The sequence below is a fragment of the Rathayibacter sp. PhB152 genome, from assembly GCF_003751395.1.
Taxonomy (GTDB): Bacteria; Actinomycetota; Actinomycetes; order Actinomycetales; family Microbacteriaceae; genus Rathayibacter; species Rathayibacter festucae.
Window position 1 is genome coordinate 371,832 of record NZ_RJUT01000004.1, and the last position, 22,887, is coordinate 394,718.

Here is a 22,887-nt window from a genome sequence, read left to right on the forward strand (position 1 = left end):
CAGCCCGATGGGGCACGATGAGGCCATGGTCACCATCACCGTCGCCGGGATCGCCCAGCACTTCCACCCCGCTGAGCGCGGCACCGTCCGCCTCGAGATCCGCCGCGAGTCGCGCTCGCGCTCCCAGGCGCTGAACGAGGTGACCGCCCTCCACGCTCGCGTGCGCGAGGAGGCCCGCGCCGAGCAGGCCTCCGGCGCGGCGACCTGGTGGTCGGCCGACCAGGTCTCGGTCTCGACCATCCAGCGGTACCTCAAGGACTCCGACGTCACCGAGCAGTTCCACGTCGCCGCCGCGAGTGTCCGGGTGAAGTACCGCGACTTCGACGCCCTCGGGCGCTGGGTCGCCTCCGTCTCGGAGGCGCCCGGCATCACCGTCGCCGGGGTCGACTGGGACGTCACCGCCGCCCGGCGCGCGAGCGCCGAGCGCGAGGTGCGGGTGGCCGCGGTCCGCGACGCCCGCGAGCGCGCCGCCGCCTACGCCTCCGCCCTCGGCCTGGGGGAGCCCCGGGTGCTCACCCTCTTCGAGCCCGGGCTGCGCCCGCACACCCGGATCGAGGGCGGCTCGGCCGTGATGAGCCGCGCGATGGCCTTCAAGGGCCAGGAGGAGCTCGCGCTGAAGCCCGAGGACATCGAGGTCTCGGCCTCGGTCTCCGCCGACTTCGAGGCGAGCTGAGCGGAGCGGTGGGCGCACGGCGCTCGCCGCCGGGAATAGCCGGGACGCGTCCGACGCTGGAGCAGGCATGGTCTCGCGCATCGGCTTCCTCTCCTTCGGCCACTACCAGTCCGTCGAGGGGTCGCTGACGCACACCGCGCGCGACGTCCTCCTGCAGACCATCGAGCTCGCGGAGGCGGCCGAGGAGATCGGCATCGACGGCGCGTACGTCCGCGTCCACCACTTCGCGCCGCAGCTGGCGTCGCCGTTCCCGCTCCTGGCCGCGATCGCCGCCCGCACCAGGCGGATCGAGATCGGCACCGGCGTCATCGACATGCGCTACGAGAACCCGCTCTACATGGCGGAGGAGGCGGCCGCGACCGACCTCATCTCCGGCGGCAGGCTCGAGCTCGGCGTGAGCCGGGGATCGCCGGAGACGGCTCTCCGCGGCTCCGAGGCGTTCGGCTACGTCCCCTCGCAGGGCACTTCCGACGCCGACCTCGCCCGCCGCAAGGTGCAGCTCTTCCGCGAGGCGCTCTCGGGCGCCGCCGTCGCCGAGACCGACCCCGCGCGCACCGGGATGTCGAGCCCGCTCGCGATCGAGCCGCGCTCGCCGGGCCTCGAGGACCGTATCTGGTGGGGTGCGGGCAGCTTCGTCACGGCGCGCTGGGCGGCCGAGCAGGGCATGAACCTGCAGTCCTCCACCCTCCTGCTCGAGGAGGAGGGCATTCCCTTCGACGAGCTGCAGGCGCGGCAGATCCGCGAGTACCGCTCGGCGTGGGCGGAGGCCGGCTGGGAGCGGACCCCGCGCGTCTCCGTGTCGCGCAGCGTCCTCCCGATCACGACCGACCTCGACCGCCTCTACTTCGGCGGCCGCGGCGAGCGCGATCAGGTCGCCTCCCTCGAGGGCGTCCGCGCCCGCTTCGGCCGCAGCTACACCGGCGAGCCCGACCGCCTCGCCGAGGAGCTCGCCGCCGACGTCGCCGTCCAGGAGGCGGACACCCTGCTCCTCACCGTCCCCAACCAGCTCGGCGTCGAGTACAACGCACGCCTCCTGCAGACCGTCGCCGACTCGATCGCCCCGGCCCTCGGCTGGTCGCCCGTCGGAGTCCTCGCCGCCTGACACCGTCCCCGTCGGGCTGCTCACCCATGCTGGTCGAGTAGCCCCGGAGGGGCGTATCGAGACCCACCGTCATCAGAACAGTGGGTCTGCAGACTCCGCTTCCGGTGAAGGCGGATCTCGATACGCCCGCTCCACGGGTTACTCGATCAGCATGGAGGTCTTCAGGCTCGTCAATGGCCGGCCGTCACGATGAGCCGTCGGTGTCCTTCGTGCGGCCCAGGGTGGGAAGCGTCAGAAGATCCGGCGCCGGTACCCCGCCGCGGAGGATGTCCTCGAGCAGCAGAAGTGCTCGATCCGTCAGTTCGTCGCCCGGGAAGAGCGCGGTGCAGCTCCTCCGCCTCCTCGATCGAGTCGATCGCGTGGAGGGCGAGGAGCCGGGCGATGTCGTCGTCATCACGTCCGGGGCGACTCGCCCGGAGCTTCATCGCGAGGAGTGCGCGAGTGGAGGCGATCTCGACGACGACCTCGTCGGCCGAGTGGATCGTCGTCCACTCGACGGTCTCTCCGTAGTCGGGGAAGAAGATCGAGGCGTCGGGGTTCAGCCAGCGGGACGGCCACCCGCGACTCCTGCCGACCGTCTCGGCGGCTGCCAGCACGTCCTCGGCAGGAGTCAGACGCGCATCGACGTCATCGGTGAGTCGCCGGTCACCGAACCAGAACGCGATCGCGGCACCGCCGACGATCCGGATCCCGGCAGGCCGCTGTGACCGAGCGAGGATCTCGACCACATCGGACAGCCCCTCGACGATGTCCTCGCGGCTCAACTGGTCCATCAGGCGCTCACCAGCGTCTCGGCCTCGATGAGGACGTTGCGCCGGGCGAACTCCTCCGGTACCCGCGAGGCGTCCACCCGGGTCCGGATTCCGCCGGTCGGCGGCTGCCACGGCGCCGCCAGGAAGCGGGACGGGGCGTCGATCCACTCGGCGTGGGGGAGGTCCGCCTCATCAAGACGGTATGCGGCGATGGCGGCGAGCGCTGCTCCCCAGCCGGGCTCAGCGAAGGGAGGGGGCTCGGCGAGGGTCAGACCGACTCGGAGCGCGCCGTGCACCTCGGCGAGGTTGTCGGCGAGCTGGATGAGCTGCCGGTAAGCAGTCCTGATGTCGCCTGCGTCCAGCGCCTCGGAGATGATCGCACCGATCGTCGCGGCGTCCTTGCGCACGGTGGGCACGAGCACGATCGAGTGCTGTGTGCGGGAGAGCAGCCGCTCCAGGAGGTCGACCGACGGCTGCCGTCGATCGTTCTCGATCCGGGACAGCGTGGCCTCGGCGACATCGGAGGAGGCGGAGAGCTCCCGCTGAGACAGGCGCGCTCCCCAGCGGGCGGAGCGCAGAAGCCGGGCTGCAGTCATCTCGACCTCCAGATTGACGGATGCGTCAACCTTAGCGAGTACAGGTCCGCACTGGCTTCTCGCCTCCATGCTGGTCGAGTAGCCCCGGAGGGGAGTATCGAGACCCACGCTTTGCAGGACGGTGGATCTCGATACGCCCGCTCCGCGAGCTACTCGATCAGCATGCTTCGCCTCAGCGCTGGTTCTGTTCCCGGCACGAATCGGCGATGTTCAGCTCGCGGAGAGCTCGATGTGGACGTCGTCGAGTCCGACGGAGGAGACGAGCACCGTGATCGGCCCCGGGCTGGTCGGACGCACCACGGCGAGCGCGCGGCCGTCGAACGTCGTCCGCGAGGTGGCGTCGAAGCGCTCGGTGGTGGCCGGTGTCCCGCTGCCGAAGCCTGCGAGCACGCCCGCACCCTCGACGGCGACCGAGACGACCCGGTCCGCGCCCGTGATCAGCACGCCGGCCGCGTCGCGCAGCTCGATCGCCACATACGCGAGGTCCGTGTCGTCCGCGCGCAGCGACGTCCGGTCCGCCGTCGCGGTCAGCACCGCAGGCCCGGACGCCGACACGAGCGAGCTGCGCCCCGTCTCGCTCCCGGACCGGTACGCGACCGCCGTCAGCGTGCCCGGCCGGTACACCGTCTCGATCGAGGCGAGCATCGGCCGCACCGCCCCGACGGCCGAGCGCCCGACCTCGACGCCGTCGAGCAGCAGCGCCACCTCGTCCGCGTCCGCCGCCACCTCGACGGTGACGGGGGAGCCCTCGAAGCCGGGCCAGGTCCACGAGTCGACCGAGTCGCTCCACGCCCACGGCGACTGCATCGTCACCGTCTGCCCGTGCCGCTCCGGCCGGACGACCGCGATCGCCGGCACCGAGCGCAGCCCGAAGACGATCTCGCGGTAGTAGGAGGCGGGCCGCCGCCACCCGGTGATGTCCAGGTCGCCGCACCACGCCGTCAGATACGGGTACTCGCGCTCCAGTGCGCCGTTCGCGGCCGGGTCCTCCGCGTAGGAGGTGGCGCCGATGCCGACCTCGCCGAGGTAGTCCCAGCCGGTCCAGGTGAAGTCGCCGATCACGTTCGGGTTCGCCAGCACCTTCGGCCACAGCTCGCCGATCTGCGAGGGGAACGTCTCGGACCCGACGATCACGCGCTGCGGGAACAGCTCCGCGTCGCTCGCGTAGCGCCCGTCGGCGTAGTTCAGTCCGAGCACGTCGACCGTCGCGCTCGACTCGGCCGTGCGGCGGGTGACGGCGTCGGAGGAGCCGATCGCCGCCATCATCCCGGCGCCGGCCTCGCCCATCAGCTCGTTCAGCCCCTGCTCCGAGGCGAGGATGCTGTCGAGCTCGTCGAGCACCGCCAGCGTCGGGTTCACGCCGTTCGTGACGGGCCGCGTGGGGTCGAGCGATCGCACGTGCTCCGCGAGATCGCGGGCCAGCACCGCGCCGTGCGGGGTGCCGACCTCGACGATCTCGTTGCCGATCGAGTAGAGGATCACGCTGGGGTGGTTGTAGTCCTTCGCCACCATCGACTCCAGGTCGGCCCGCCACCACTGCGCGAAGTCGAGCGAGTGGTCGTGGTGCGTCTTGCCGCGGACCCACATGTCGAAGGCCTCGTCCATCACGAGCATGCCGAGGCGGTCGCAGGCGTCGAGCATCGACGGCGAGGCGGGGTTGTGCGCCAGGCGGATCGCGTTGAAGCCGGCCTCCTTGAGCAGCTGGATCCGGCGCTCCTCCGCCCGGGCGATCGAGGCGGCGCCCAGCACGCCGTTGTCGCTGTGGATGCAGGCGCCGCGCAGCAGGACGCTCTCGCCGTTGATCCGCAGCCCCTTCCGCGGGTCGACGGTGACGGTGCGGATGCCGTGCACGGTGACGACGTCGTCGCCGACCCCGATGCTCGTGCGGGCGCTGTGCAGGGCGGGGGAGTCGACGCTCCAGAGGGCCGGCTCCTGCACGTAGAGGCGCTGGCGCACGAGGGCGGTGCGGCCGGGGGCGACGGTGACCGGTGTCGTCGCGCTCTCCACGACGTCGCCGGCCGGCCCGGTGAGCTCGGTCGACATCGAGAGCGACGACGTCGTGAGCCCGCGGTTGACGATGCTCGTCGCGACCTCGACGACGGCCTGGTCGTCCTCCACGCGCACCGTCGTGATCCGCACGCCGTCCGGCTCGATGTGCACGGGCTCGTCGACGTGCAGCAGCACCGGCCGGTGCAGCCCGGCGCCGGCGTACCAGCGCGAGTCCTGCCCCGAGCGGACCTCGATCCGCAGCGTGTTCGTCTCACCGAACCGGAGGAACGGGGTCAGCTCCACGAAGAAGCGCGCGAAGCCGTCGGCGCGGTTCCCCGCGAACTCGTCGTTGAGGAACACCATCGCGTGCCGGTAGGCGCCCTGCACTTCCAGCCGCACGATTTTGCCCGCCCACTCCGCCGGCACCTCGAACGTCGTGACGTAGCTGTAGGCACCGCCCGGGTAGTAGGCCGCGCCGCCCTTCGACACCGCGTCCGGCGAGCGCTCGGCGTCGCGGAGTGCGTCGTGCGGCAGCGTCACCTCGACGGAGTCGTCGACCCCGCCCTGCACGGCGGCGAACGGCCCGCGCGGCGCCCGGACGATCCAGCCGGAGGTGAAGGAGGTGGTCGTCATGTCGCGTCCGTTCGATCGAGGTGTCCGGCACGACGCCGGGCGAGAGGTGAGACCCGTGCTTCCGATAAGGAAACTGTTTCATTCAGTTTCTCACTCGGCGAGAGCCTAGGAGCGAGGCTGGCGAAGGTCAAGGAATCTGACCTTCAATGCATCTCTTCGCACTGGTGGTCGTCGGGATTGTGCGGTGCACTTCCCTTGCGTCCTCGATAGACTTCTACTCATGACCGAGCAGGAGTTGAAGTCCGTCGCCGATGTCGCGCGAGAGCGCGGTGTCAGTGCGGCGCGCATCCGGCAGCTCATCACTGAGGGGCGCATCCGGGCCGAGAAGGTCGGAGGCGTGCATGTCATCAGGGGTGATCAGAATGTCCCGGCCCCGCGTGTGTCCCGCCCGCTCGGCGACCGGATGGCGTGGGGACTCGTCGCCGCGCTCTCGGGCGCGGTGGACCCGGCCCTGACGAGGTCCGAGCGGAGTCGCATCGCCCGGATGATCCAGCGACTCGAGAGCGCGGAGGACCCCGTGGCGGTGACGCGCTCGTGGACCGCGGAGCTTCTGCCGCCGGAGTCGCTGGAGCTTCCCACCGAACTCATCGACCAGCTGCGGGGGGAGCGGGAGCATCTCCCCGTCGGAGCATCGGATCCTCGAGCGGGCCTGCGCGACGCCAGCCGCCTCGAGATCCTCGTCTCCACCCGATTGAAGGCTCGGCTCCGAGAAGAAGTCGCCGCAGCCGGCCCGTCAGCGACGTCCGTGATCCTGCATCACGTCCCCGATGAGCGGTGGTCGTTCGTCAGCGAGGGATCGGTGCCGCTTGGGCTGAGCATCGCCGCGCTCGCGCGACGGACCGACCGGACGACGGCGCTCGCCGCACGCCGTCTCCTGAGGCGCGCCCTCCCCTCCCACGCGGCGGTCGCGGCCGAGGTCGAGGCGGATCGTCGCGACCGTGATCGGTCCCTGCGTCGTGAGATCGCTCGCTCCGTCCAGCTCCACCGCGCCGCGCTGGAGCTCCTCGACCGCTCTCCGGACTTCCGTCCTCGGGCGGAAGCGCGGCTCGAGCAGCTGCGAGGCAAGGTCCGCGGGGACGCGCACCGGTGGCTGGACGAGTGGGCAGAGCTGCTTCGCAGTCCGCTCTCCACGCAGATCGAGGCCCTGCTCGTGGAGACGGAGCACGCCCACGACCTGCGCTCCGTGTCACCGCTCGCCGGACTGATCCCCGACGAGGAGCGATCGGCGCTGCTCGAGGCGAGCGCGTGAACCACGCCGATCGCTCTCGTTTCGAGCGTGGGCAGGGCCTTCTCGACCTCTGACCGCATCTCTCGCGCTTACGGCTGATCGAACCGCCGCCACCAACGAGAAGAACCCCCCGATCTCCGTGAGATCGAGGGGTTCTGCCGGTGTCCGAGGGGGGACTTGAACCCCCACGCCCTATACGGGCACTAGCACCTCAAGCTAGCGCGTCTGCCATTTCCGCCACCCGGACGAGTGTTGTTTCCGGCCTGCGTTTCCGCGGCCGAAGAAGACATTAGCACGGTTCGAACGCCTCGGATGACACCGGGGGAGAGGGGTGCCGGGAGCCCGCCCGCTAGCGTGGGGGCATGACGTCCTCCGACAGCGCCACCGCCCCCTCCGAGTCGGATCTCGACGAGACCGCGATCATCGCGCGGGACCTCATCCGCTTCGACACCAGCAACTACGGCGACGGGAAGGCCGAGCCCGAGCGCGACGCCGCCGAGTACGTGGCCGCCCGTCTGCGCGATCTCGGCCTCGAGCCCGAGCTGATCGACTCGGATCCCGGCCGCACCAGCGTCGTCGCCCGGGTCGCGGGGGAGGACCGCGAGCGCGGCGCCCTCGTCGTGCACGGGCACCTCGACGTCGTCCCGGCCATCGCGGACAACTGGAGTGTCGACCCCTTCGGCGGCGTCATCAAGGACGGCATGCTCTGGGGCCGCGGCGCGGTCGACATGAAGAACATGGACGCGATGATCCTCGCCTCCCTCGGCGACATCCTCGGCAGTGGCCGGAAGCCCTCCCGCGACCTCGTCATCGCCTTCTTCGCCGACGAGGAGGCGGGCGGCGTCCGCGGCTCCGGCCACCTCGTCAAGACCCGGCCCGAGCTGTTCGCCGGCGCGACCGAGGCGATCAGCGAGGTCGGCGGCTACTCGATCGAGCTCGGCGGCAAGCGCGCCTATCTCGTGCAGACCGGTGAGAAGGCCCTGCTCTGGCTGACGCTGCGCGCCCGCGGCACGGCCGGCCACGGCTCGCAGATCAACGGCGAGAACGCCGTCACCCGTCTCGCCCAGGCGATCGCCCGCATCGGCAGCGAGGAGTGGCCCACCCGCCTCACCGACACCACCCGAGAGCTGCTCGGCGAGGTCGCCCGCATCCTCGGCCACGACCCGCAGCGCAGCACCCCGGAGGAGCTCGCGCTCGCCACCGGCACCGCCTCGCGCTTCATCGCAGCGACGCTGCGCACCACGGCGAACCCGTCGATGCTCTCCGCCGGCTACAAGGCCAACGTCATCCCGGACACCGCGGAGGCGACCATCGACGTCCGCGTGCTCCCCGGCGAGGAGGACGCCGTCCTCGAGCGCCTGAAGGTCCTCGCGGGTGAGCACGTCGAGATCCTGGTCCAGCACCGCGACATCGGACTCGAGGTGCCCTTCGCCGGTCCGCTCGTGGAGAGCATGGCGGCCTCGCTCCGCCGCTTCGACCCCGAGGCGGAGGTGCTGCCGTACCTCCTGTCCGGGGGCACCGACAACAAGGCTCTCTCGACGATCGGGATCACCGGCTACGGCTTCGCGCCCCTGCAGCTGCCGGGCGCGCTCGACTTCCCGGCACTGTTCCACGGGGTCGATGAGCGGGTTCCGCTCGACGCACTAGTGTTTGGCAGGAAGGTCCTGACCGATCTCCTCCTGCGATCCTGATGGTCAGATCGACGACCACCACCGACCGCCTGCTGGCCGACGACGCCCCAGCCCTCCTCGAAAGTGACGCATGGGCCTGCTCGAAGCGCTGATCCTGGGACTCGTCCAGGGTCTGACCGAATTCCTCCCCATCTCCTCCAGCGCCCACCTCCGGATCGTGAGCGAGCTGCTCCCCGGACTGGACGGCAAGGACACCGGAGCGGCGTTCACCGCCATCACGCAGCTGGGCACCGAGACCGCGGTCATCATCTACTTCTGGCGCGACATCGTGAAGATCGTGTCGAGCTGGTGCCGCTCGCTGGTCGGCAAGGTGCCGCGCAGCGACGCGAACGCCCGGATGGGCTGGCTGATCATCATCGGCAGCCTCCCGATCATCGTGCTCGGCCTGCTCTTCCAGGACCAGATCGAGACCACGCTCCGCTCGCTCTGGGTCGTCGCCACCACGCTCATCGTCTTCGGCATCCTGCTCGGCGTCGCCGACGCCGTGGGCGCGAAGAAGCGCCGACTGCGCGATCTGAACGGCCGCGACGGCCTGATCTTCGGTGGCGCGCAGGCGCTCGCCCTCGTCCCCGGCGTCTCGCGCTCCGGCGGCACGATCACTGCCGGCCTCTTCATGGGCTACGAGCGGAAGGCCGCCGCGCGCTACTCCTTCCTGCTCGCGATCCCCGCGGTGTTCGGCAGCGGGCTCTACCAGCTGTACAAGAGCATCAGCGACCCCGAGATCCTGCCCAACCAGATCCAGGTCGGCGGGCTCGAGACCCTCGTCGCGACGATCGTGGCCTTCGTCGTCGGCTTCGTCGTGATCGCCTTCTTCATGAGCTACATCTCGCGCCGCAGCTTCCTGCCGTTCGTGATCTACCGCATCGTCCTCGGCGTCGTCCTCATGGTCGCGCTGAGCACGGGCCTCCTCGCCGCGTAGATGCGCACCTGGAACGCGCCGGTCGTCCCGGCCCTGCCCGGTCGCGGACCCGTGCCGGCCGTGCACGACACCGCGACGGGTGCGCCCGTCGAGCTCGTCGCCGCGGACGGCACCGCGCGCCTCTACGTCTGCGGCATCACGCCGTACGACGCGACGCACCTCGGCCACGCCTCGACCTACCTCGCCTTCGACACGGTGCAGCGGCTCTGGCGGGACGCTGGGTACTCGGTGCTCTACGCGCAGAACGTGACCGACGTCGACGACCCGCTGCTCGAGCGGGCGACGCGTGACGGAGTCGACTGGCGCGACCTCGCCGAGGAGCAGGTCGAGCTGTTCCGCGGCGACATGACCGCGCTGCGGATCCTGCCGCCGGACCACTACGACGGGGTCACCGAGACGATCGCGCCGATCGCGGAGGCGGTTGCCCGCCTCGAGAGCGCCGGCATCGCCTACCGCGTCGCCACTCCCGAGGCCGTCGTCGACGGTGGCGAGGACCTCTACTACGACATCGCCGCCGGCGAGAGCGACGTCTGGCGCCTGGGCAGCGAGAGCAACCTGGACGCCGCGACGATGGCGGACCTCTTCGCGCAGCGCGGGGGGGACCCCGACCGCGCAGGCAAGCGCGACCCGCTCGACCCGCTGCTCTGGCGTGCCGAGCGCGCGGGCGAGCCCGCCTGGGACGCCGCCGTCGGCCGGGGCCGGCCGGGCTGGCACATCGAGTGCTCGGTGATCGCGCTCGACCGCCTCGGCCCGGAGTTCACCCTGCAGGGCGGCGGGAGCGACCTCGTCTTCCCGCACCACGAGTTCAGCGCCGCGCACGCCGCCTCGCTGTCCGGCCGACCGCTCGCCCGCGCCTACGCGCACGCCGGCATGGTCGCGTACCAGGGCGAGAAGATGAGCAAGTCGCTCGGCAACCTCGTCCTCGTGTCACGGCTGCGGGCGCAGGGGACGGATCCGCGCGCGATCCGCCTGGCGCTGCTGGCGCACCACTACCGCTCCGACTGGGAGTGGCTGCCCGAGGACCTGCCCGCCGCCGAGGAGCGCCTCGCGCGGTGGGAGGCGTCGCTCGCCGCGACCGGGCCGGCGTCGGCCGCGGACGTGCTCGAGCGCCTGCGGGCCGTGCTCGCGGTGGACCTCGACACCCCGGGCGCCCTCGCTGTGCTCGACGCGGCGACGGCCGGCGGCGTCGACGACCCCGCGCTCCTGAGCGACGCGATCGACGCGCTGCTCGGCGTCCGCCTGGGCTGAGCCTTCGGCCCGCCGGATCTCGATACGCCCGCTGCGCGGGCTACTCGATCAGCATGAAGCGGATCCGTGCCACCCATGCTGGTCGAGTAGCCGCCGCAGGCGGCGTATCGAGACCCGGCCTACAGGAGGCGGGGGATCTACTTGGAAGAGACGCCCGCAGTCATGCTGGTCGAGTAGCCCCGCAGGGGCGTATCGAGACCCACCACCGCATGGAGGCCGGTCTCTTCCCCGCCCTGCGATGGCGCCGGAGGCGCCCCCTCCGCTCGATACGCCCGCTGCGCGGGCTACTCGATCAGCATGAAGGGGACGCGCTGCGCGGGTCGTCCGATCAGCGCGCGGGCTACGGACGCCAGGGCTCCTCGCCGGAGCGGCCGTCGCCGCGGCGGCGGAGGTAGCGCTCGAACTCCTGGGCGATGGCCTCGCCGCTCGCCTCGGGGGAGTCGACGGTGTCGCGCGCCTGCTCGAGCTGGGCGATGTAGGCCGCCATCTCCTCGTCGTCGAGGGCGAGGGCGTCGATGCCGCGCTCCCACTCGCCGGCCTCCTCGACCAGATCGCCGCGGGGGATCGCCAGTCCGACGACCTCCTCGAGCTTCTCGAGGAGCGCGAGCATGGCCTTGGGCGACGGCGCGTTGTGCACGTAGTGCGGCACGGAGGCCCAGAGCGAGACGGCCGGGATGCCGACCTTCTGCGCGGCCTCGCCGATGACGCTGAGGATGCCGACCGGCCCCTCGTAGGTGGAGCGCTCGAGCTCGAACTGGGCGCGCATCTCCGCGTTCTCGCTGGAGGCGAAGAGCGAGATCGGCCTGGTGTGCGGCACGTCGGCGAGCATCGCGCCCAGGAAGACGACGGCGGAGATGTCGATCGCGAGCATGGCGTCGACGACCTCCGACGCGAAGCTCTTCCAGCTGCGCGAGGGCTCGGTGCCGATCATCACGTAGAGGGCGCTCTCCGCGTCCACCGAGGTGTCGGCCGGGCCGAAGATCTGGGTGCCGGGCCAGGAGAGGCTGCGGCGGCCGTCCTCGCCGATCGACAGCATCGGGCGGGTGTACTGGAAGTCGTAGTACTGCTCGGCGTCGACCGAGAAGAGGGGCACGAACTCGCCCGCGTCCTTCACCAGGCGAACCGCTCCGCTGGCCGCGTCGCCCGCGTCGTTCCAGCCCTCGAAGGCGACGACGAGGACGTTCCCCTTGATCACGTTCATAGGCGAGGTCTCCGTGTTCGGCTCGATGTCCGGGGAGCGCTGCGTGCGCTGAACCCGTTCGTCAAGGATAGGACCCGGCCCCGGACCCCTCCGTCCGGCCCGCGTCTTTCCGCTGTGCGCGTACGGTCGGCCCGATCGGGGCTGCCGGTACGATGGTCGCTCGTGACTTCCGACACCTCCCTCCCCGTGTCCCGGCCGCAGCCCCCGCTCCCGGAGGGCGCTCCCGCCGCGGTCCTCTGGGACATGGACGGCACGCTCGTCGACACGGAGCCCTACTGGATGGCGTCCGAGCACGCGCTGGTCGCCTCCTTCGGCGGCGTCTGGACGCACGAGGACGCGATGAGCCTGGTCGGCTCCGGCCTCCCCGCCTCCGCCCGCATCCTGCAGGGCAAGGGCGTCGACCTCTCCATCGAGGCGATCATCGACCGGATGACCGACGAGGTCGTCGCGCAGCTCGCCGAGAGCATCCCGTGGCGCCCCGGCGCGCTCGAGCTGCTCGCCGCCGTCCGCGAGGCGGGCGTGCCGCAGGCGCTCGTCACGATGTCGATCGGCCGGATGGCGTACGCCGTCGTCGACCGCCTCCCGTTCCCCGCCTTCGCCACCGTCGTCAGCGGCGACATGGTCGAGCAGAGCAAGCCGCACCCCGAGGCCTACCTCCTCGCCGCGCGCACCCTGGGCGTCGAGGTGGACGCCTGCGTCGCCATCGAGGACTCGCACGCCGGCCTCGCCTCCGCGGTCGCCTCGGGCGCCGCCGCGATCGGCGTGCCGCACCAGCTCGAGCTCGACGCCGACGCCCCCTATTCCCTCTGGCCCACCCTCGCGGGCCGAACCGTCGCGGACCTCGCGCTGGTGTCCTCCGAGCACCGCTCCCGCGCGCTCACGACCGAGACGGAGGCCCGCCGATGACCGGTGAGGCACTGCAGCATTCCGGACCCTTCCGCGCGGGCGACCGCGTGCAGCTGACCGGGCCGAAGGGGCGGATGAACACCATCACCCTCGTTCCGGGCAAGGTCTTCCACACCCACCGCGGCGGGATCGAGCACGACACGGTCATCGGGCTGCCCGATGGCTCCGTCGTCGTCAACACCGTCGGCGTCGAGCACCTCGCCCTCCGCCCGCTGCTCGCCGACTTCGTGATGTCGATGCCGCGCGGAGCGGCGATCGTCTACCCGAAGGACGCCGCGCAGATCCTCGCGCTCGCTGACGTCTTCCCCGGCGCCCGCGTCGTCGAGGCGGGCGTCGGCTCCGGTGCGCTCTCGCTCTGGCTGCTGCGCGCGATCGGCCCGGGCGGCCGGCTCTCCTCCTTCGAGCGCCGCGAGGAGTTCGCGGACGTGGCCCGCGCCAACATCGAGACCTTCCTCGGCTACACGCCCGACAACTGGAGCGTCACCGTCGGCGACCTCGTCGAGGAGCTGCCCGGCGCCGTCGCCCCCGGCGAGGCCGACCGCGTCGTCCTCGACATGCTCGCGCCCTGGGAGTGCCTCGACGTCGCCGCCGACGCGCTCACGCCCGGCGGCGTCCTGCTCTGCTACGTCGCGACCGTCACCCAGCTCTCGCGCGTCGCCGAGGCGATCCGCGCGTCGGGGCTGTTCACCAACCCGGCGTCGAACGAGACCATGGTCCGCGGCTGGCACGTCGAGGGCCTCGCCGTCCGCCCCGACCACCGGATGATCGGCCACACCGGCTTCCTGATCACCGCCCGTCGCCTCGCGCCCGGTGCGGTCCTGCCGGAGCTCAAGCGCCGCCCGTCCAAGACGGACTTCAGCGACGAGGACGTCGAGGCCTGGACTCCCGGCGCGCTCGGAGAGCGGGCCGTCAGCCCGAAGAGCCTGCGGAAGCGGGTGCGGGAGTCGGCCACCAGCGCCGAGCTCTCGAGGGCGCGGGGCTTCGGCGAGGCCGACGCGGACGGCGACGGCGGTGCCGCGCCCGGCTCCGGCGACGACGAGGGCATCGTCTAAGCTGATCCCGGCTTTCCGGTCCCCGGGCCGAGCCGCCGTCCCGATCGTCTCGCACTCGGGCCCCACCACTCCCACTTCGTGAAACGAGGACCCGTGCGCAGGACCACCGCGCTCATCGCCGGCATCGGCATCGTCGCCGCCCTGACCGGATGCTCCGCGTCCTCGTCGAATGCCGACTGCGACGCCCCCTACTCGTCCGGCGCCTCGTCGTCGGCCGTGAAGGCGACCGGCGACTTCGGCGAGCAGCCCGACGTGACGGTGCCCTCACCGCTGAAGGCGGACGGCACCCAGGTCAGCACGCTGATCGAGGGCTCCGGCGACCCGCTCGAGAAGGGCCAGCTCGTCACGATCGACTACACGCTGGTCAACGGCGCCGACGGCTCGGTCCTCGAGGCCTCGCCCTACGACGGAGCGAGCACGGCCACCTTCACGGTGGGCGGCGCCGGGCTCGTCGGCCTCAACCAGGGTCTGCTCTGCAGCCAGGTCGGCTCACGCGTCGCGATCGCGATCGCCCCGGAGGACGGCTTCGGCGACTCCTCCGCCCAGCTCGGCATCTCGGCCGACGACACCCTCGTGCTCGTCGCGGACATCGAGAAGGCGTCGCTGGCCCGCGCGAACGGCGAGGCCCAGCCCGTCCCGAACGGCTTCCCCGCCGTGACGCTGGACCCCGACGGCGTCCCCGGTCTGGCCAAGCCCTCGGGCGACGCGCCCACGACGCTCGAGATCGCCCAGCTCAAGAAGGGCGACGGCGCGGTCGTCGAGGACGGCGACACCGTCGTCGTGCAGTACACCGGCTGGCTCTGGGCCGACGGCAAGATCTTCGACTCCAGCTGGCAGAAGGGCGCCCCGGCGACCTTCGTCGCGACCGAGGGCCAGGGCGGCGTCATCCCCGGCTTCGCCAAGGCCCTGATCGGCCAGCCGGTCGGCTCCCAGGTCATCGCGATCATCCCGCCCGAGGACGGCTACGGGGACAACCCGCCGCAGTCCAGCGGCATCAGCCCCGATTCGACCATCGTCTTCGTGGCGGACGTCCTCGCGATCAACTGAGCGCGCTGCTCGGTCCTCGCTGATCGAGCAGCCCGCTGTGGGGGCGCGTCGGGATCACCTTCTGCCCGGAGCCGGGTCTGCAGGCGCGGCCTTCTGGCGGGGGCGGGGTCTCGATACGCCCCTGCGGGGCTACTCGACCAGCATGGTCGGGGTGTGGCTCTCCTCTGCTGATCGAGTAGCCCGCGGAGCGGGCGTATCGAGATCCGGCGCTGTCAGGGCTGAGGGCGTGGGTCTCGATACGCCCCTGCGGGGCTACTCGACCAGCATGATCGGGCGCGGCCATGTGCTCTGCTCGGGGCTCGTCGGGGGCGGCGGGGCCCGGCCCTAGACTGGAGGGCGTGCCCGCCGACGCTTCGACCTCGAGCCGCATCCCGGCCGAGGAGCGTCTGTTCAACCTGGTGCTGGCGCTCGTGGCCGCCGAGAACGGGCTGACGAAGGCCGACGTGCTCTCCACGGTGCAGGGCTATCGGCAGCGTTCCGATCCGGGCGACCGTGCCTCGCTCGAGCGGCAGTTCGAGCGCGACAAGGACGATCTGCGCGAGCTCGGGATCCCGATCGAGACCGTCGACGCCCCCGGCGACCCGGGCAACACCCAGACGGTCCGCTACCGGATCGCCAAGCGCAGCTACGACCTCCCCGCCGACCTCTCCTTCGACCAGGAGGAGATGGCGCTGCTGCGCCTCGCCGGCGCGGTCTGGCGCGAGGGCACGCTCTCCGCGGAGTCGCGCCGCGCCCTGATCAAGCTGCGCTCGCTCGGCGTCGACTCGGTCGACCCGGTGATCGGCATCAGCCCCTCGATCCGGGTGCGCGAGGCCTCCTTCGAGCCGCTCAACGCGGCGCTCGACCGCGGCCAGGTCGTCCGCTTCCCCTACCTCAAGCCCGGTGGCGACGAGCCGCGGACGCGCACCGTCCGTCCGCGTGCGCTCGTGAACCACCAGGGCCGCTGGCACCTGCACGGCTGGGACGAGACCGCCGAGGGCACCCGCACCTTCCTCCTCTCCCGCATCGTCGGACCCGTCGCGACCACCGGCCGCACCGCCCCGGCCGAGCCGGGCGACCACGCCGCCACCGCCCTCGCCCAGCTCGACGAGATCCTCGCCCGCAGCACCGCCCTCCTGCAGGTCGCGCCGGACTCCGACGCGGCACTCCGGTTCGGCGTGCGCGCCGAGGCGGCGGGGGAGGGCACCGACCTGCTGCGCCTGCACTTCACCGACGCCGACGTCCTCGCGGACGAGCTCGCCGGCTACGGCCCCGAGGTCGTCGTCCTCGAGCCGGAGCCGCTGCGCCGCAAGGTCGTCGACCGCCTGCGCCGCTCCCTCAGCGACCACTCCGCCGGCAACCACTCCGCCGGTGAGCACGGGGGAGCCGCCCGTGGCTAGGCCCCGTTCGCTCCAGGCGCGGGACCGCCTGGCCGTCCTTCTCTCGCTCGTCCCGTACCTGCTCGATCGCGGCCGGGTGAGCGTGGCCGAGGTCGCCGCGCACTTCGAGATCGCCGAGGACGAGGTCCGCCGCGCCGTCCGCTTGATCGCCGTCTCCGGCATCCCGGGTGAGACCTCGCAGTACCAGTCCAACGACCTCTTCGACATCAGCTGGGACGACTTCGAGGAGAACGACCACATCGTCCTCACTCAGCAGGTCGCCATCGACGACTCGCCGCGCTTCTCGGCGCGCGAGGCCGCGGCGCTCATCGCCGGGATGCAGTACCTGGCCGCCCTGCCCGAGAACCAGGGCAACGACCGCATCGCCTCGCTGATGGGCAAGCTCGCCCGCGGCGCCTCCTCGGCCCCGACCGCCGTCGCGGTCGCCCGCGGCGTGGGCGCCGACGCCTCGCTCGCCACGATCCGCACCTCGCTCGCGAGCGGGACGCAGCTCGCCTTCGACTACCGCAGCGCCCGCGGCGAGACGGAGTCGCGCCTCGTCGATCCATTCCTGCTGGAGTCGGTCGACCGCGACTGGTACCTGCGCGGCTGGGACCACCTGCGCGAGGGCGTCCGCACCTTCCGCGTGGACCGGATGCGCGCGCTCACCGACACCGGGACGCCGATCGTCCGCCGCCGCAACGAGGTCACGCTGCCCGACCGGCTGTTCGAGGCGTCCGCCTCCGACCTCCTGATCGACCTCCGGGTCGCCCCGGGCTCGGTCGCGCTGCTGGGCGACTACGCTGCGGACGCCGAGTTCCCGTCGGTTCCCGCCGGAGACGAGGGCCCGGGAGTGCTCGTCCGGATCCGCGTCGCGCACCTCGCCGGCCTCACCCGCCTCGTCGCCTCGCTGCCCGGGCTCGTGACCGTCGTCGCACCCGAGGCAGCGCGCACCGCCGTCGCCGAGTGGACCCGCGCCGCGCTGACGGCCAACGGAGAGGAGACCCCGTGACCTGGTGGTCCTGGATCCTGATCTGGCTCGCCCTCGCGATCGCCGCCCTGGCGGTGCTCGTGCTGTTCGGGCTGTCCTACTGGCGGAAGGGCCGGCTGCTGCTCGGCCAGCTGGAGGAGATCACCGCGAAGCTCGACGCCCTGCAGGTGCCGGAGGCCGCTGAGGCGTCGACCCGGCCGCCGTCCTCGCTCTTCGCCGATCGCGACGAGGTCCGCCGCGGCCACGAGTCCCGCCGGGACGCCCGCCGGGAGAGGGCCGAGGATCGCCGGTCACTCCGGGTCGAACGGGGTAGGCTCCTGGTACACCGCAACCGACAAGTGAAGTGAGACTGCAATGTTCGCTGGCCTCCAGGGGTGGCACCTCCTCATCATCCTCGCCGTCATCCTCCTCCTCTTCGGTGCGCCCAAGCTTCCTCAGCTCGCGCGCAGCGTCGGGCAGTCGATGCGCATCTTCAAGAGCGAGGTCAAGACCATGAAGGACGAGGACGGGACCGAGCGCAAGGACGCGACGGACTCGACTACGGCCTCGGGCTCGACCACCGCCACGGGATCCGCCACGGGTACGACCACCGGCACCGGCACGACGCTGCCGCCCGAGTCCCCGCTCAAGTAATGACCTCCGTGGCAGCGAAGAAGCCACGGACGAAGCGAGCGGGGAAGAACCCCGAGGGACGCATGTCCCTCGGGTCCCACCTGATCGAGCTTCGCAACCGGCTCTTCATCGCGGCGATCGCGATCGCGGTCTGCTGTGTCGCCGGCTGGTTCCTCTCGGACTGGGTGCTCGAGGCCCTCAAGGCCCCGATCGCCGAGGTCGCCCGCGATCAGAACAAGACCGCGGTCCTCAACTTCGAGACGATCACCGGCGCGTTCGACCTCAAGCTCCAGATCGCGATGACCATCGGCATCGTGATCGCGAGCCCGGTCTGGCTGTTCCAGATCTGGGCGTTCCTCGTCCCCGGTCTGACCGGCAAGGAGGTCCGCTACGGCCTGGGCTTCATCCTCACCGCGATCCCGCTGTTCTTCGCGGGCTGCGCCTCGGGCTGGTTCGTCTTCCCGCACATCGTCGAGCTGCTGACGAGCTTCACCGGCTCGGACGCGGCGAGCGTGCTGAGCGCGAAGACGTACTACGACTTCGTGCTCAAGCTCGTGCTGGTCGTCGGCATCGCCTTCGTGCTGCCGGTCTTCCTGGTGCTGCTGAACTTCGTCGGCATCCTGCCCGGCTCGCTGATGATCAAGTCGTGGCGCGTCGCCATCATGGTGATCGTGCTCTTCACGGCCATCGCCACCCCGGCGGCGGACCCGATCTCGATGTTCCTGCTGGCGATCCCGATCACGATCCTGTTCTTCGCCGCCTGCGGCATCGCGCTCCTGCACGACAGGCGCGTCGCCAAGCGGCAGATCGTCTTCGACGGCAGCCCCTCCGACCTGCCGGCGTGACCGGCGCCACTCCCGCCGAGCGCTTCGCGGCGTTCCGCACACGACAGGGCCACGCGAGGGTCGAGGCGTTCCGCTCGACCCTCGCGTTCGACCTCGACCCCTTCCAGTACGAGGCCTGCAGCGCGCTCGACGACGGGCGGAGCGTCCTCGTCGCCGCACCGACCGGCGCCGGCAAGACGGCGGTCGCCGAGTTCGCCATCCACCTGGCGATGCAGGATCCGAACGCCAAGGTCTTCTACACGACGCCGATGAAGGCGCTCAGCAACCAGAAGTTCCAGGAGTTCGTCGAGGACTACGGAGCGTCCGAGGTCGGCCTGCTCACCGGCGATTCGAACGTCAACGCGCGCGCCCGGATCGTCGTGATGACGACCGAGGTGCTCCGCAACATGCTCTACGCGGACTCCGACCTGCTCCGCGACCTCGCCTACGTCGTAATGGACGAGGTGCACTACCTCGCCGACCGCTTCCGCGGCGCGGTCTGGGAGGAGGTCATCATCCACCTCCCGCAGTCGGTCCGGCTGGTCTCGCTCAGCGCGACCGTGTCGAACGCCGAGGAGTTCGGCGACTGGCTGCAGACCGTCCGCGGCGAGACCGAGGTCATCGTCTCCGAGGAGCGGCCGGTGCCGCTCGACCAGCACGTCCTCGTCGGCGGCAAGCTGCTCGATCTCTTCGACTCGTCCGGGCGCGCGGCGACCAACCGCGTGAATCCCGAGCTGGCGCGCCTCGCGCAGGGCGGCACCCGCGTCGAGCGCGGCGGTCGCGGCTCCGGGCGCGGACGCGGTGGCGGCGGCGGTCGCTTCCACGAGACGCGGACCGAGGACCTCGTCCCGCGCTCCGAGGTCGTCGAGATCCTGCGCGGCAAGAACCTGCTGCCCGCCATCTTCTTCGTCTTCAGCCGGAACGGCTGCGACCAGGCCGTCCGCCAGGTGCTGCGCTCGGGCGTCCGGCTCACCGAGCGGCACGAGCGCGACGAGATCCGCGCGATCGTCGAGGAGCGCTGCCGGACGATCCGCGACGAGGACCTCGCGGTCCTCGGCTACTGGGAGTGGCTCGACGGGCTGCAGCGCGGCGTCGCCGCGCACCACGCCGGCATGCTGCCCGCGTTCAAGGAGGTCGTCGAGGAGCTGTTCCTCCGCCGCCTGGTCCGCGTGGTCTTCGCCACCGAGACGCTCGCGCTCGGCATCAACATGCCCGCGCGCACCGTCGTGCTCGAGAAGCTCGAGAAGTTCAACGGCGAGGCCCGCGTGCCCATCACGCCGGGTGAGTACACCCAGCTGACCGGTCGCGCCGGCCGCCGCGGGATCGACGTCGAGGGCCACTCGGTGATCCAGTGGCGCGGCGGGATGAACCCCCAGGCCGTCGCCTCGCTCGCCTCGCGCCGCACCTACCCGCTCAACTCGTCCTTCCGTCCCAGCTACAACATGGCGGCCAACCTGATCGACCAGTTCGGCCGAGCTCGCACGCGCGAGATCCTCGAGTCCTCGTTCGCGCAGTTCCAGGCCGACCGCTCCGTCGTCGACCTGGCACGCCGGGTCCGCCAGCAGGAGTCGTCACTCGAGGGCTACGTCGCCGCGATGCAGTGCCACCTCGGCGACTTCGAGCAGTACGCCGCGATCCGCCGCGAGATCGGCGAGCTGGAGCGCCGCGGCGCCGTCCGCGGCGAGTCCGCGTCGCACAGCGAGCGCGAGAAGCGGCAGGGGCAGCTCAGCGATCTGCGCCGCCGGATGAAGGCGCACCCCTGCCACGCCTGCTCAGATCGCGAGCAGCACGCCCGCTGGGCGGAGCGCTGGTGGAAGCTGCGCAAGGAGACCGACGAGATCGAGCGGCAGATCCGCTCGCGGACCGGTGCGGTCGCCCGCATCTTCGACCGGATCACGGACGTGCTGAGGGAGCTCGGCTACTTCCGGCTCGACGAGGCCGGCGAGCTGTCCCTCACTCCCAACGGCCGGACGCTCAAGCGCATCTACGGCGACCGCGACCTGCTCGTGGCCGAGTGCCTGCGCAAGCAGGCCTGGACCGAGCTCGACCCGGCCGGTCTCGCCGCGATGGCGTGCTGCCTGGTCTTCGAGCCCCGCCGCGAGGAGGGCACCCTCGGCGAGAAGCACCTCCCGCGCGGCACCTTCCCCGAGGCGCTCGAGAAGACGCAGCTGCTGTGGGCGAAGCTCGACGACGTCGAGCGCGACCACCGGCTCCCGGGCAGCAACCCGATCTCGACCAGCCTGGCGCTGCCGATGAACATGTGGGCGCGCGGGATGCCCCTCGACGCGGTCCTCCGCGAGTCCGACATGGCCGCCGGCGACTTCGTCCGCTGGGCGAAGCAGACGATCGACCTGCTCGACCAGCTCTCGCTCGTGGCCGAGGGCAAGGTCGGGCGCGCCGCCCGCGCCGCGCTCGAGCTCGTCCGGCACGGCATCGTCGCCTACTCGACGGTCGCATGAGGGCGGTGATCTCGGCGCCCACCGGGCGCACGGCACCGCTATGGCTGGCGATCCCGCTCGCGGCTCTCGGCGGGGCGACCCTCGACCGCGGCTTCCCCGACTCCGACGTCTGGCCGCTCGCGATCGTCGGCACCGCCGCGATCCTCTTCGCGCTGGCCGGCCGCGGCTTCTGGAGCGGCGCGCTGGTTGGCCTGGTCGGCGGCGCGGTCTTCTGGGGTGTGCACATCCAGTGGCTGACGCTCTACCTCGGCCTCGTTCCGTGGGCGGCGCTGGCCGGGCTGCAGGCGATCTTCTTCGCGCTCTCCTCCGGGCTGACGGCGATGCTGCTGACGCGAGGCCAGCGGGTCTGGACCGGTCCGCTCGGCCGGATGATCGGGCTGCCCGCGCTGGTCGCCGCGCTCTGGGTGGGCCGCGAGACGATCACGATCCAGTGGCCGTACGGCGGGTTCGCCTGGGGGCGGCTCGCGCTCTCGCAGTCGATGGGGCCGCTCGCGGACCTCGCCGCCTGGATCGGCTTCTCGGGCCTGAGCTTCGTGGTGGCGTTCCTCGCGGCGACGCTGGCGCAGGCGGTGCGGACGACGTCGGTTCCGGCCTCGGGCCGCGCGGCCGTCGTCGCCGGCTTCTCGATCGTCGCGCTCGTCTTCCCGGCCTGGCCCGCGCCGACCGAGGGGACGACGCGGATCGCTGCGGTGCAGGGCGACTCCGATGCGGGTCTGTTCTCGCAGAGCTACCGCGGGGAGATCCTCGAGGACCACACCTCCGCGACGCTGCCGATCATCGACGAGGACGTCGACATGGTGGTCTGGCCGGAGAACGGCGTCGACGTCGATCCGACGCGGAACGCGCAGTCGGCCGCCGTCCTCGACTACCTCAGCAGCCGGATGGACGCGCCCTTCATCGTCGGGACGATCACGAACCCCTCCGACGACGTCTTCTACAACAGCTCGCTGCTCTGGAAGGCGGGGGAGGGCGCGACCCAGATCTACGACAAGGTGCACCCGGTGCCGTTCGCCGAGTACATGCCGGACCGCGCCTTCTGGCGGATGTTCGCGCCCGACCTGGTCGACCTGGTCAGTCGCGACTACTCGATCGGCACCCGCTCGAACGTCTTCGACATCAACGGGATCCTGGCCGGCATCGCGATCTGCTTCGACATCTCGGACGACTCACTGACGAACGCCATGGTCGACGGCGGGGCGCAGCTGGTGCTCGCGCAGACCAACAACGCCGACTTCGGGCGGACGGACGAGAGCGTCCAGCAGCTGGCGATCGCGCGGCTGCGGGCGATCGAGACGGGCCGCAGCGTGGTCAACATCTCGACGGTCGGCACGAGCGCGATCATCGCGCCCGACGGCTCGACGATCGACTCGCTGGAGTGGTTCGAGCCGGGTGCGATGGTGGACGAGGTGCCGCTCGCCTCGGTCACGACCCCGGCTCTGGTCTGGGCGCGGAACCTCGGCTGGTACTTCCTCGCCGCGAGTCTCATCGGGCTGGTGTCGTTCGTGCTGCGGACGCGCACGCCGCGGCGTCGGCGCTAGCGCGCGAACCGCGTCCGGGTACGAAGAAGGGTCCGCCGGCCGGCGAGGACGCCGGCCGAGCAGGACCC

At 71.5% G+C, this 22,887-nt stretch carries 21 protein-coding genes and 1 tRNA gene; 16 read left to right on the forward strand and 6 right to left on the reverse strand.

Annotated elements, in window-relative coordinates:
• Positions 1–25 precede the first annotated feature (25 nt).
• Complete coding sequence (locus EDF36_RS11650; RefSeq protein ID WP_166674092.1) at positions 26–673, forward strand: SIMPL domain-containing protein; 648 nt, start codon at positions 26–28, stop codon at positions 671–673.
• Positions 674–740: 67 nt separating this feature from the next.
• Complete coding sequence (locus tag EDF36_RS11655) at positions 741–1,775, forward strand: LLM class flavin-dependent oxidoreductase (protein WP_123733117.1); 1,035 nt, start codon at positions 741–743, stop codon at positions 1,773–1,775.
• Between the two features lie 170 nt (positions 1,776–1,945).
• Here the strand turns inward: EDF36_RS11655 and EDF36_RS21280 are convergent, their stop codons facing one another.
• The 4 genes from EDF36_RS21280 to EDF36_RS21800 form a co-directional block, all read right to left on the reverse strand.
• The gene (locus tag EDF36_RS21280; RefSeq protein WP_185020449.1) at positions 1,946–2,548 is read right to left on the reverse strand and encodes a hypothetical protein; all 603 of its coding nucleotides are present in this window, start codon (positions 2,546–2,548) and stop codon (positions 1,946–1,948) included.
• On the reverse strand, positions 2,548–3,123 hold the full coding sequence (locus tag EDF36_RS11665; RefSeq protein WP_185020450.1) for a helix-turn-helix domain-containing protein: 576 nt from the start codon (positions 3,121–3,123) through the stop codon (positions 2,548–2,550). The genes EDF36_RS21280 and EDF36_RS11665 overlap by 1 nt, the downstream gene beginning before the upstream one ends.
• Before the next feature lie 210 nt (positions 3,124–3,333).
• Positions 3,334–5,745, reverse strand: coding sequence for a glycoside hydrolase family 2 TIM barrel-domain containing protein (locus tag EDF36_RS11670; protein ID WP_123733119.1), 2,412 nt, complete (start codon positions 5,743–5,745; stop codon positions 3,334–3,336).
• Positions 5,746–5,959: 214 nt separating this feature from the next.
• On the reverse strand, positions 5,960–6,088 hold the full coding sequence (locus EDF36_RS21800) for a hypothetical protein (protein ID WP_260300685.1): 129 nt from the start codon (positions 6,086–6,088) through the stop codon (positions 5,960–5,962).
• A gap of 141 nt (positions 6,089–6,229) precedes the next feature.
• Between EDF36_RS21800 and EDF36_RS11675 the strand changes: the two genes are divergently transcribed.
• Complete coding sequence (locus EDF36_RS11675) at positions 6,230–6,994, forward strand: hypothetical protein (protein WP_221181642.1); 765 nt, start codon at positions 6,230–6,232, stop codon at positions 6,992–6,994.
• Positions 6,995–7,135: 141 nt separating this feature from the next.
• On the opposite strand, the gene EDF36_RS11680 is transcribed toward EDF36_RS11675, so the two are convergent.
• A tRNA-Leu gene (locus EDF36_RS11680) sits at positions 7,136–7,220 on the reverse strand.
• Positions 7,221–7,335: 115 nt separating this feature from the next.
• Here EDF36_RS11680 and EDF36_RS11685 point away from each other — a divergent pair.
• From EDF36_RS11685 to mshC, 3 genes are all read left to right on the forward strand, one after another.
• A complete protein-coding gene (locus tag EDF36_RS11685) occupies positions 7,336–8,664 on the forward strand; it encodes a M20/M25/M40 family metallo-hydrolase (protein WP_123733121.1) in 1,329 nt (442 codons plus the stop codon).
• Between the two features lie 70 nt (positions 8,665–8,734).
• On the forward strand, positions 8,735–9,583 hold the full coding sequence (locus EDF36_RS11690) for an undecaprenyl-diphosphate phosphatase (protein WP_123704223.1): 849 nt from the start codon (positions 8,735–8,737) through the stop codon (positions 9,581–9,583).
• A complete protein-coding gene (gene mshC, locus EDF36_RS11695) occupies positions 9,584–10,831 on the forward strand; it encodes a cysteine--1-D-myo-inosityl 2-amino-2-deoxy-alpha-D-glucopyranoside ligase (protein ID WP_123733122.1) in 1,248 nt (415 codons plus the stop codon).
• Between the two features lie 340 nt (positions 10,832–11,171).
• On the opposite strand, the gene EDF36_RS11700 is transcribed toward mshC, so the two are convergent.
• Positions 11,172–12,032 (reverse strand): proteasome assembly chaperone family protein, encoded by an 861-nt coding sequence (locus EDF36_RS11700; RefSeq protein WP_123704219.1) that lies wholly within the window; start codon positions 12,030–12,032, stop codon positions 11,172–11,174.
• Between the two features lie 162 nt (positions 12,033–12,194).
• Between EDF36_RS11700 and EDF36_RS11705 the strand changes: the two genes are divergently transcribed.
• From EDF36_RS11705 to lnt, 10 genes are all read left to right on the forward strand, one after another.
• Entirely contained in the window at positions 12,195–12,938 is a 744-nt protein-coding gene (locus tag EDF36_RS11705) for an HAD family phosphatase (protein ID WP_260300686.1), read from the forward strand.
• Entirely contained in the window at positions 12,935–13,990 is a 1,056-nt protein-coding gene (locus EDF36_RS11710; protein ID WP_123704217.1) for a tRNA (adenine-N1)-methyltransferase, read from the forward strand. Before EDF36_RS11705 ends, EDF36_RS11710 begins: the two co-directional genes overlap by 4 nt.
• Positions 13,991–14,083: 93 nt before the next feature.
• Positions 14,084–15,037 carry an FKBP-type peptidyl-prolyl cis-trans isomerase gene (locus EDF36_RS11715; protein WP_123733123.1) on the forward strand — a complete coding sequence of 318 codons (954 nt, stop codon included), beginning with the start codon at positions 14,084–14,086 and terminating at the stop codon, positions 15,035–15,037.
• A 338-nt stretch (positions 15,038–15,375) separates the two neighbouring features.
• Entirely contained in the window at positions 15,376–16,416 is a 1,041-nt protein-coding gene (locus tag EDF36_RS11720; protein WP_260300687.1) for a YafY family protein, read from the forward strand.
• The gene (locus EDF36_RS11725; protein ID WP_123733125.1) at positions 16,409–17,407 is read left to right on the forward strand and encodes a YafY family protein; all 999 of its coding nucleotides are present in this window, start codon (positions 16,409–16,411) and stop codon (positions 17,405–17,407) included. The genes EDF36_RS11720 and EDF36_RS11725 overlap by 8 nt, the downstream gene beginning before the upstream one ends.
• On the forward strand, positions 17,404–17,733 hold the full coding sequence (locus EDF36_RS11730; protein ID WP_123733126.1) for a hypothetical protein: 330 nt from the start codon (positions 17,404–17,406) through the stop codon (positions 17,731–17,733). Before EDF36_RS11725 ends, EDF36_RS11730 begins: the two co-directional genes overlap by 4 nt.
• A gap of 7 nt (positions 17,734–17,740) precedes the next feature.
• Entirely contained in the window at positions 17,741–18,019 is a 279-nt protein-coding gene (tatA, locus tag EDF36_RS11735; RefSeq protein ID WP_123733127.1) for a Sec-independent protein translocase subunit TatA, read from the forward strand.
• A gap of 62 nt (positions 18,020–18,081) precedes the next feature.
• Positions 18,082–18,843: a twin-arginine translocase subunit TatC gene (tatC, locus tag EDF36_RS11740; RefSeq protein WP_123446333.1), complete on the forward strand. Its 762-nt coding sequence runs from the start codon at positions 18,082–18,084 to the stop codon at positions 18,841–18,843.
• Positions 18,840–21,281, forward strand: a complete 2,442-nt coding sequence (locus EDF36_RS11745; protein WP_123733128.1) for an RNA helicase — start codon at positions 18,840–18,842, stop codon at positions 21,279–21,281. The genes tatC and EDF36_RS11745 overlap by 4 nt, the downstream gene beginning before the upstream one ends.
• Complete coding sequence (lnt, locus tag EDF36_RS11750; RefSeq protein WP_123733129.1) at positions 21,278–22,819, forward strand: apolipoprotein N-acyltransferase; 1,542 nt, start codon at positions 21,278–21,280, stop codon at positions 22,817–22,819. The genes EDF36_RS11745 and lnt overlap by 4 nt, the downstream gene beginning before the upstream one ends.
• Positions 22,820–22,887 lie beyond the last annotated feature (68 nt).

Coding starts and splice junctions, on each gene's coding strand:
- EDF36_RS11650 (WP_166674092.1), top strand. CDS start 26: ATGGTCACCATCACCGTCGCCGGGATCGCCCAGCACTTCCACCCCGCT.
- EDF36_RS11655 (WP_123733117.1), top strand. CDS start 741: ATGGTCTCGCGCATCGGCTTCCTCTCCTTCGGCCACTACCAGTCCGTC.
- EDF36_RS21280 (WP_185020449.1), bottom strand. CDS start 2,548: ATGGACCAGTTGAGCCGCGAGGACATCGTCGAGGGGCTGTCCGATGTG.
- EDF36_RS11665 (WP_185020450.1), bottom strand. CDS start 3,123: ATGACTGCAGCCCGGCTTCTGCGCTCCGCCCGCTGGGGAGCGCGCCTG.
- EDF36_RS11670 (WP_123733119.1), bottom strand. CDS start 5,745: ATGACGACCACCTCCTTCACCTCCGGCTGGATCGTCCGGGCGCCGCGC.
- EDF36_RS21800 (WP_260300685.1), bottom strand. CDS start 6,088: ATGCACGCCTCCGACCTTCTCGGCCCGGATGCGCCCCTCAGTGATGAG.
- EDF36_RS11675 (WP_221181642.1), top strand. CDS start 6,230: ATGATCCAGCGACTCGAGAGCGCGGAGGACCCCGTGGCGGTGACGCGC.
- EDF36_RS11685 (WP_123733121.1), top strand. CDS start 7,336: ATGACGTCCTCCGACAGCGCCACCGCCCCCTCCGAGTCGGATCTCGAC.
- EDF36_RS11690 (WP_123704223.1), top strand. CDS start 8,735: ATGGGCCTGCTCGAAGCGCTGATCCTGGGACTCGTCCAGGGTCTGACC.
- mshC (WP_123733122.1), top strand. CDS start 9,584: ATGCGCACCTGGAACGCGCCGGTCGTCCCGGCCCTGCCCGGTCGCGGA.
- EDF36_RS11700 (WP_123704219.1), bottom strand. CDS start 12,032: ATGAACGTGATCAAGGGGAACGTCCTCGTCGTCGCCTTCGAGGGCTGG.
- EDF36_RS11710 (WP_123704217.1), top strand. CDS start 12,935: ATGACCGGTGAGGCACTGCAGCATTCCGGACCCTTCCGCGCGGGCGAC.
- tatA (WP_123733127.1), top strand. CDS start 17,741: ATGTTCGCTGGCCTCCAGGGGTGGCACCTCCTCATCATCCTCGCCGTC.
- tatC (WP_123446333.1), top strand. CDS start 18,082: ATGTCCCTCGGGTCCCACCTGATCGAGCTTCGCAACCGGCTCTTCATC.
- lnt (WP_123733129.1), top strand. CDS start 21,278: ATGAGGGCGGTGATCTCGGCGCCCACCGGGCGCACGGCACCGCTATGG.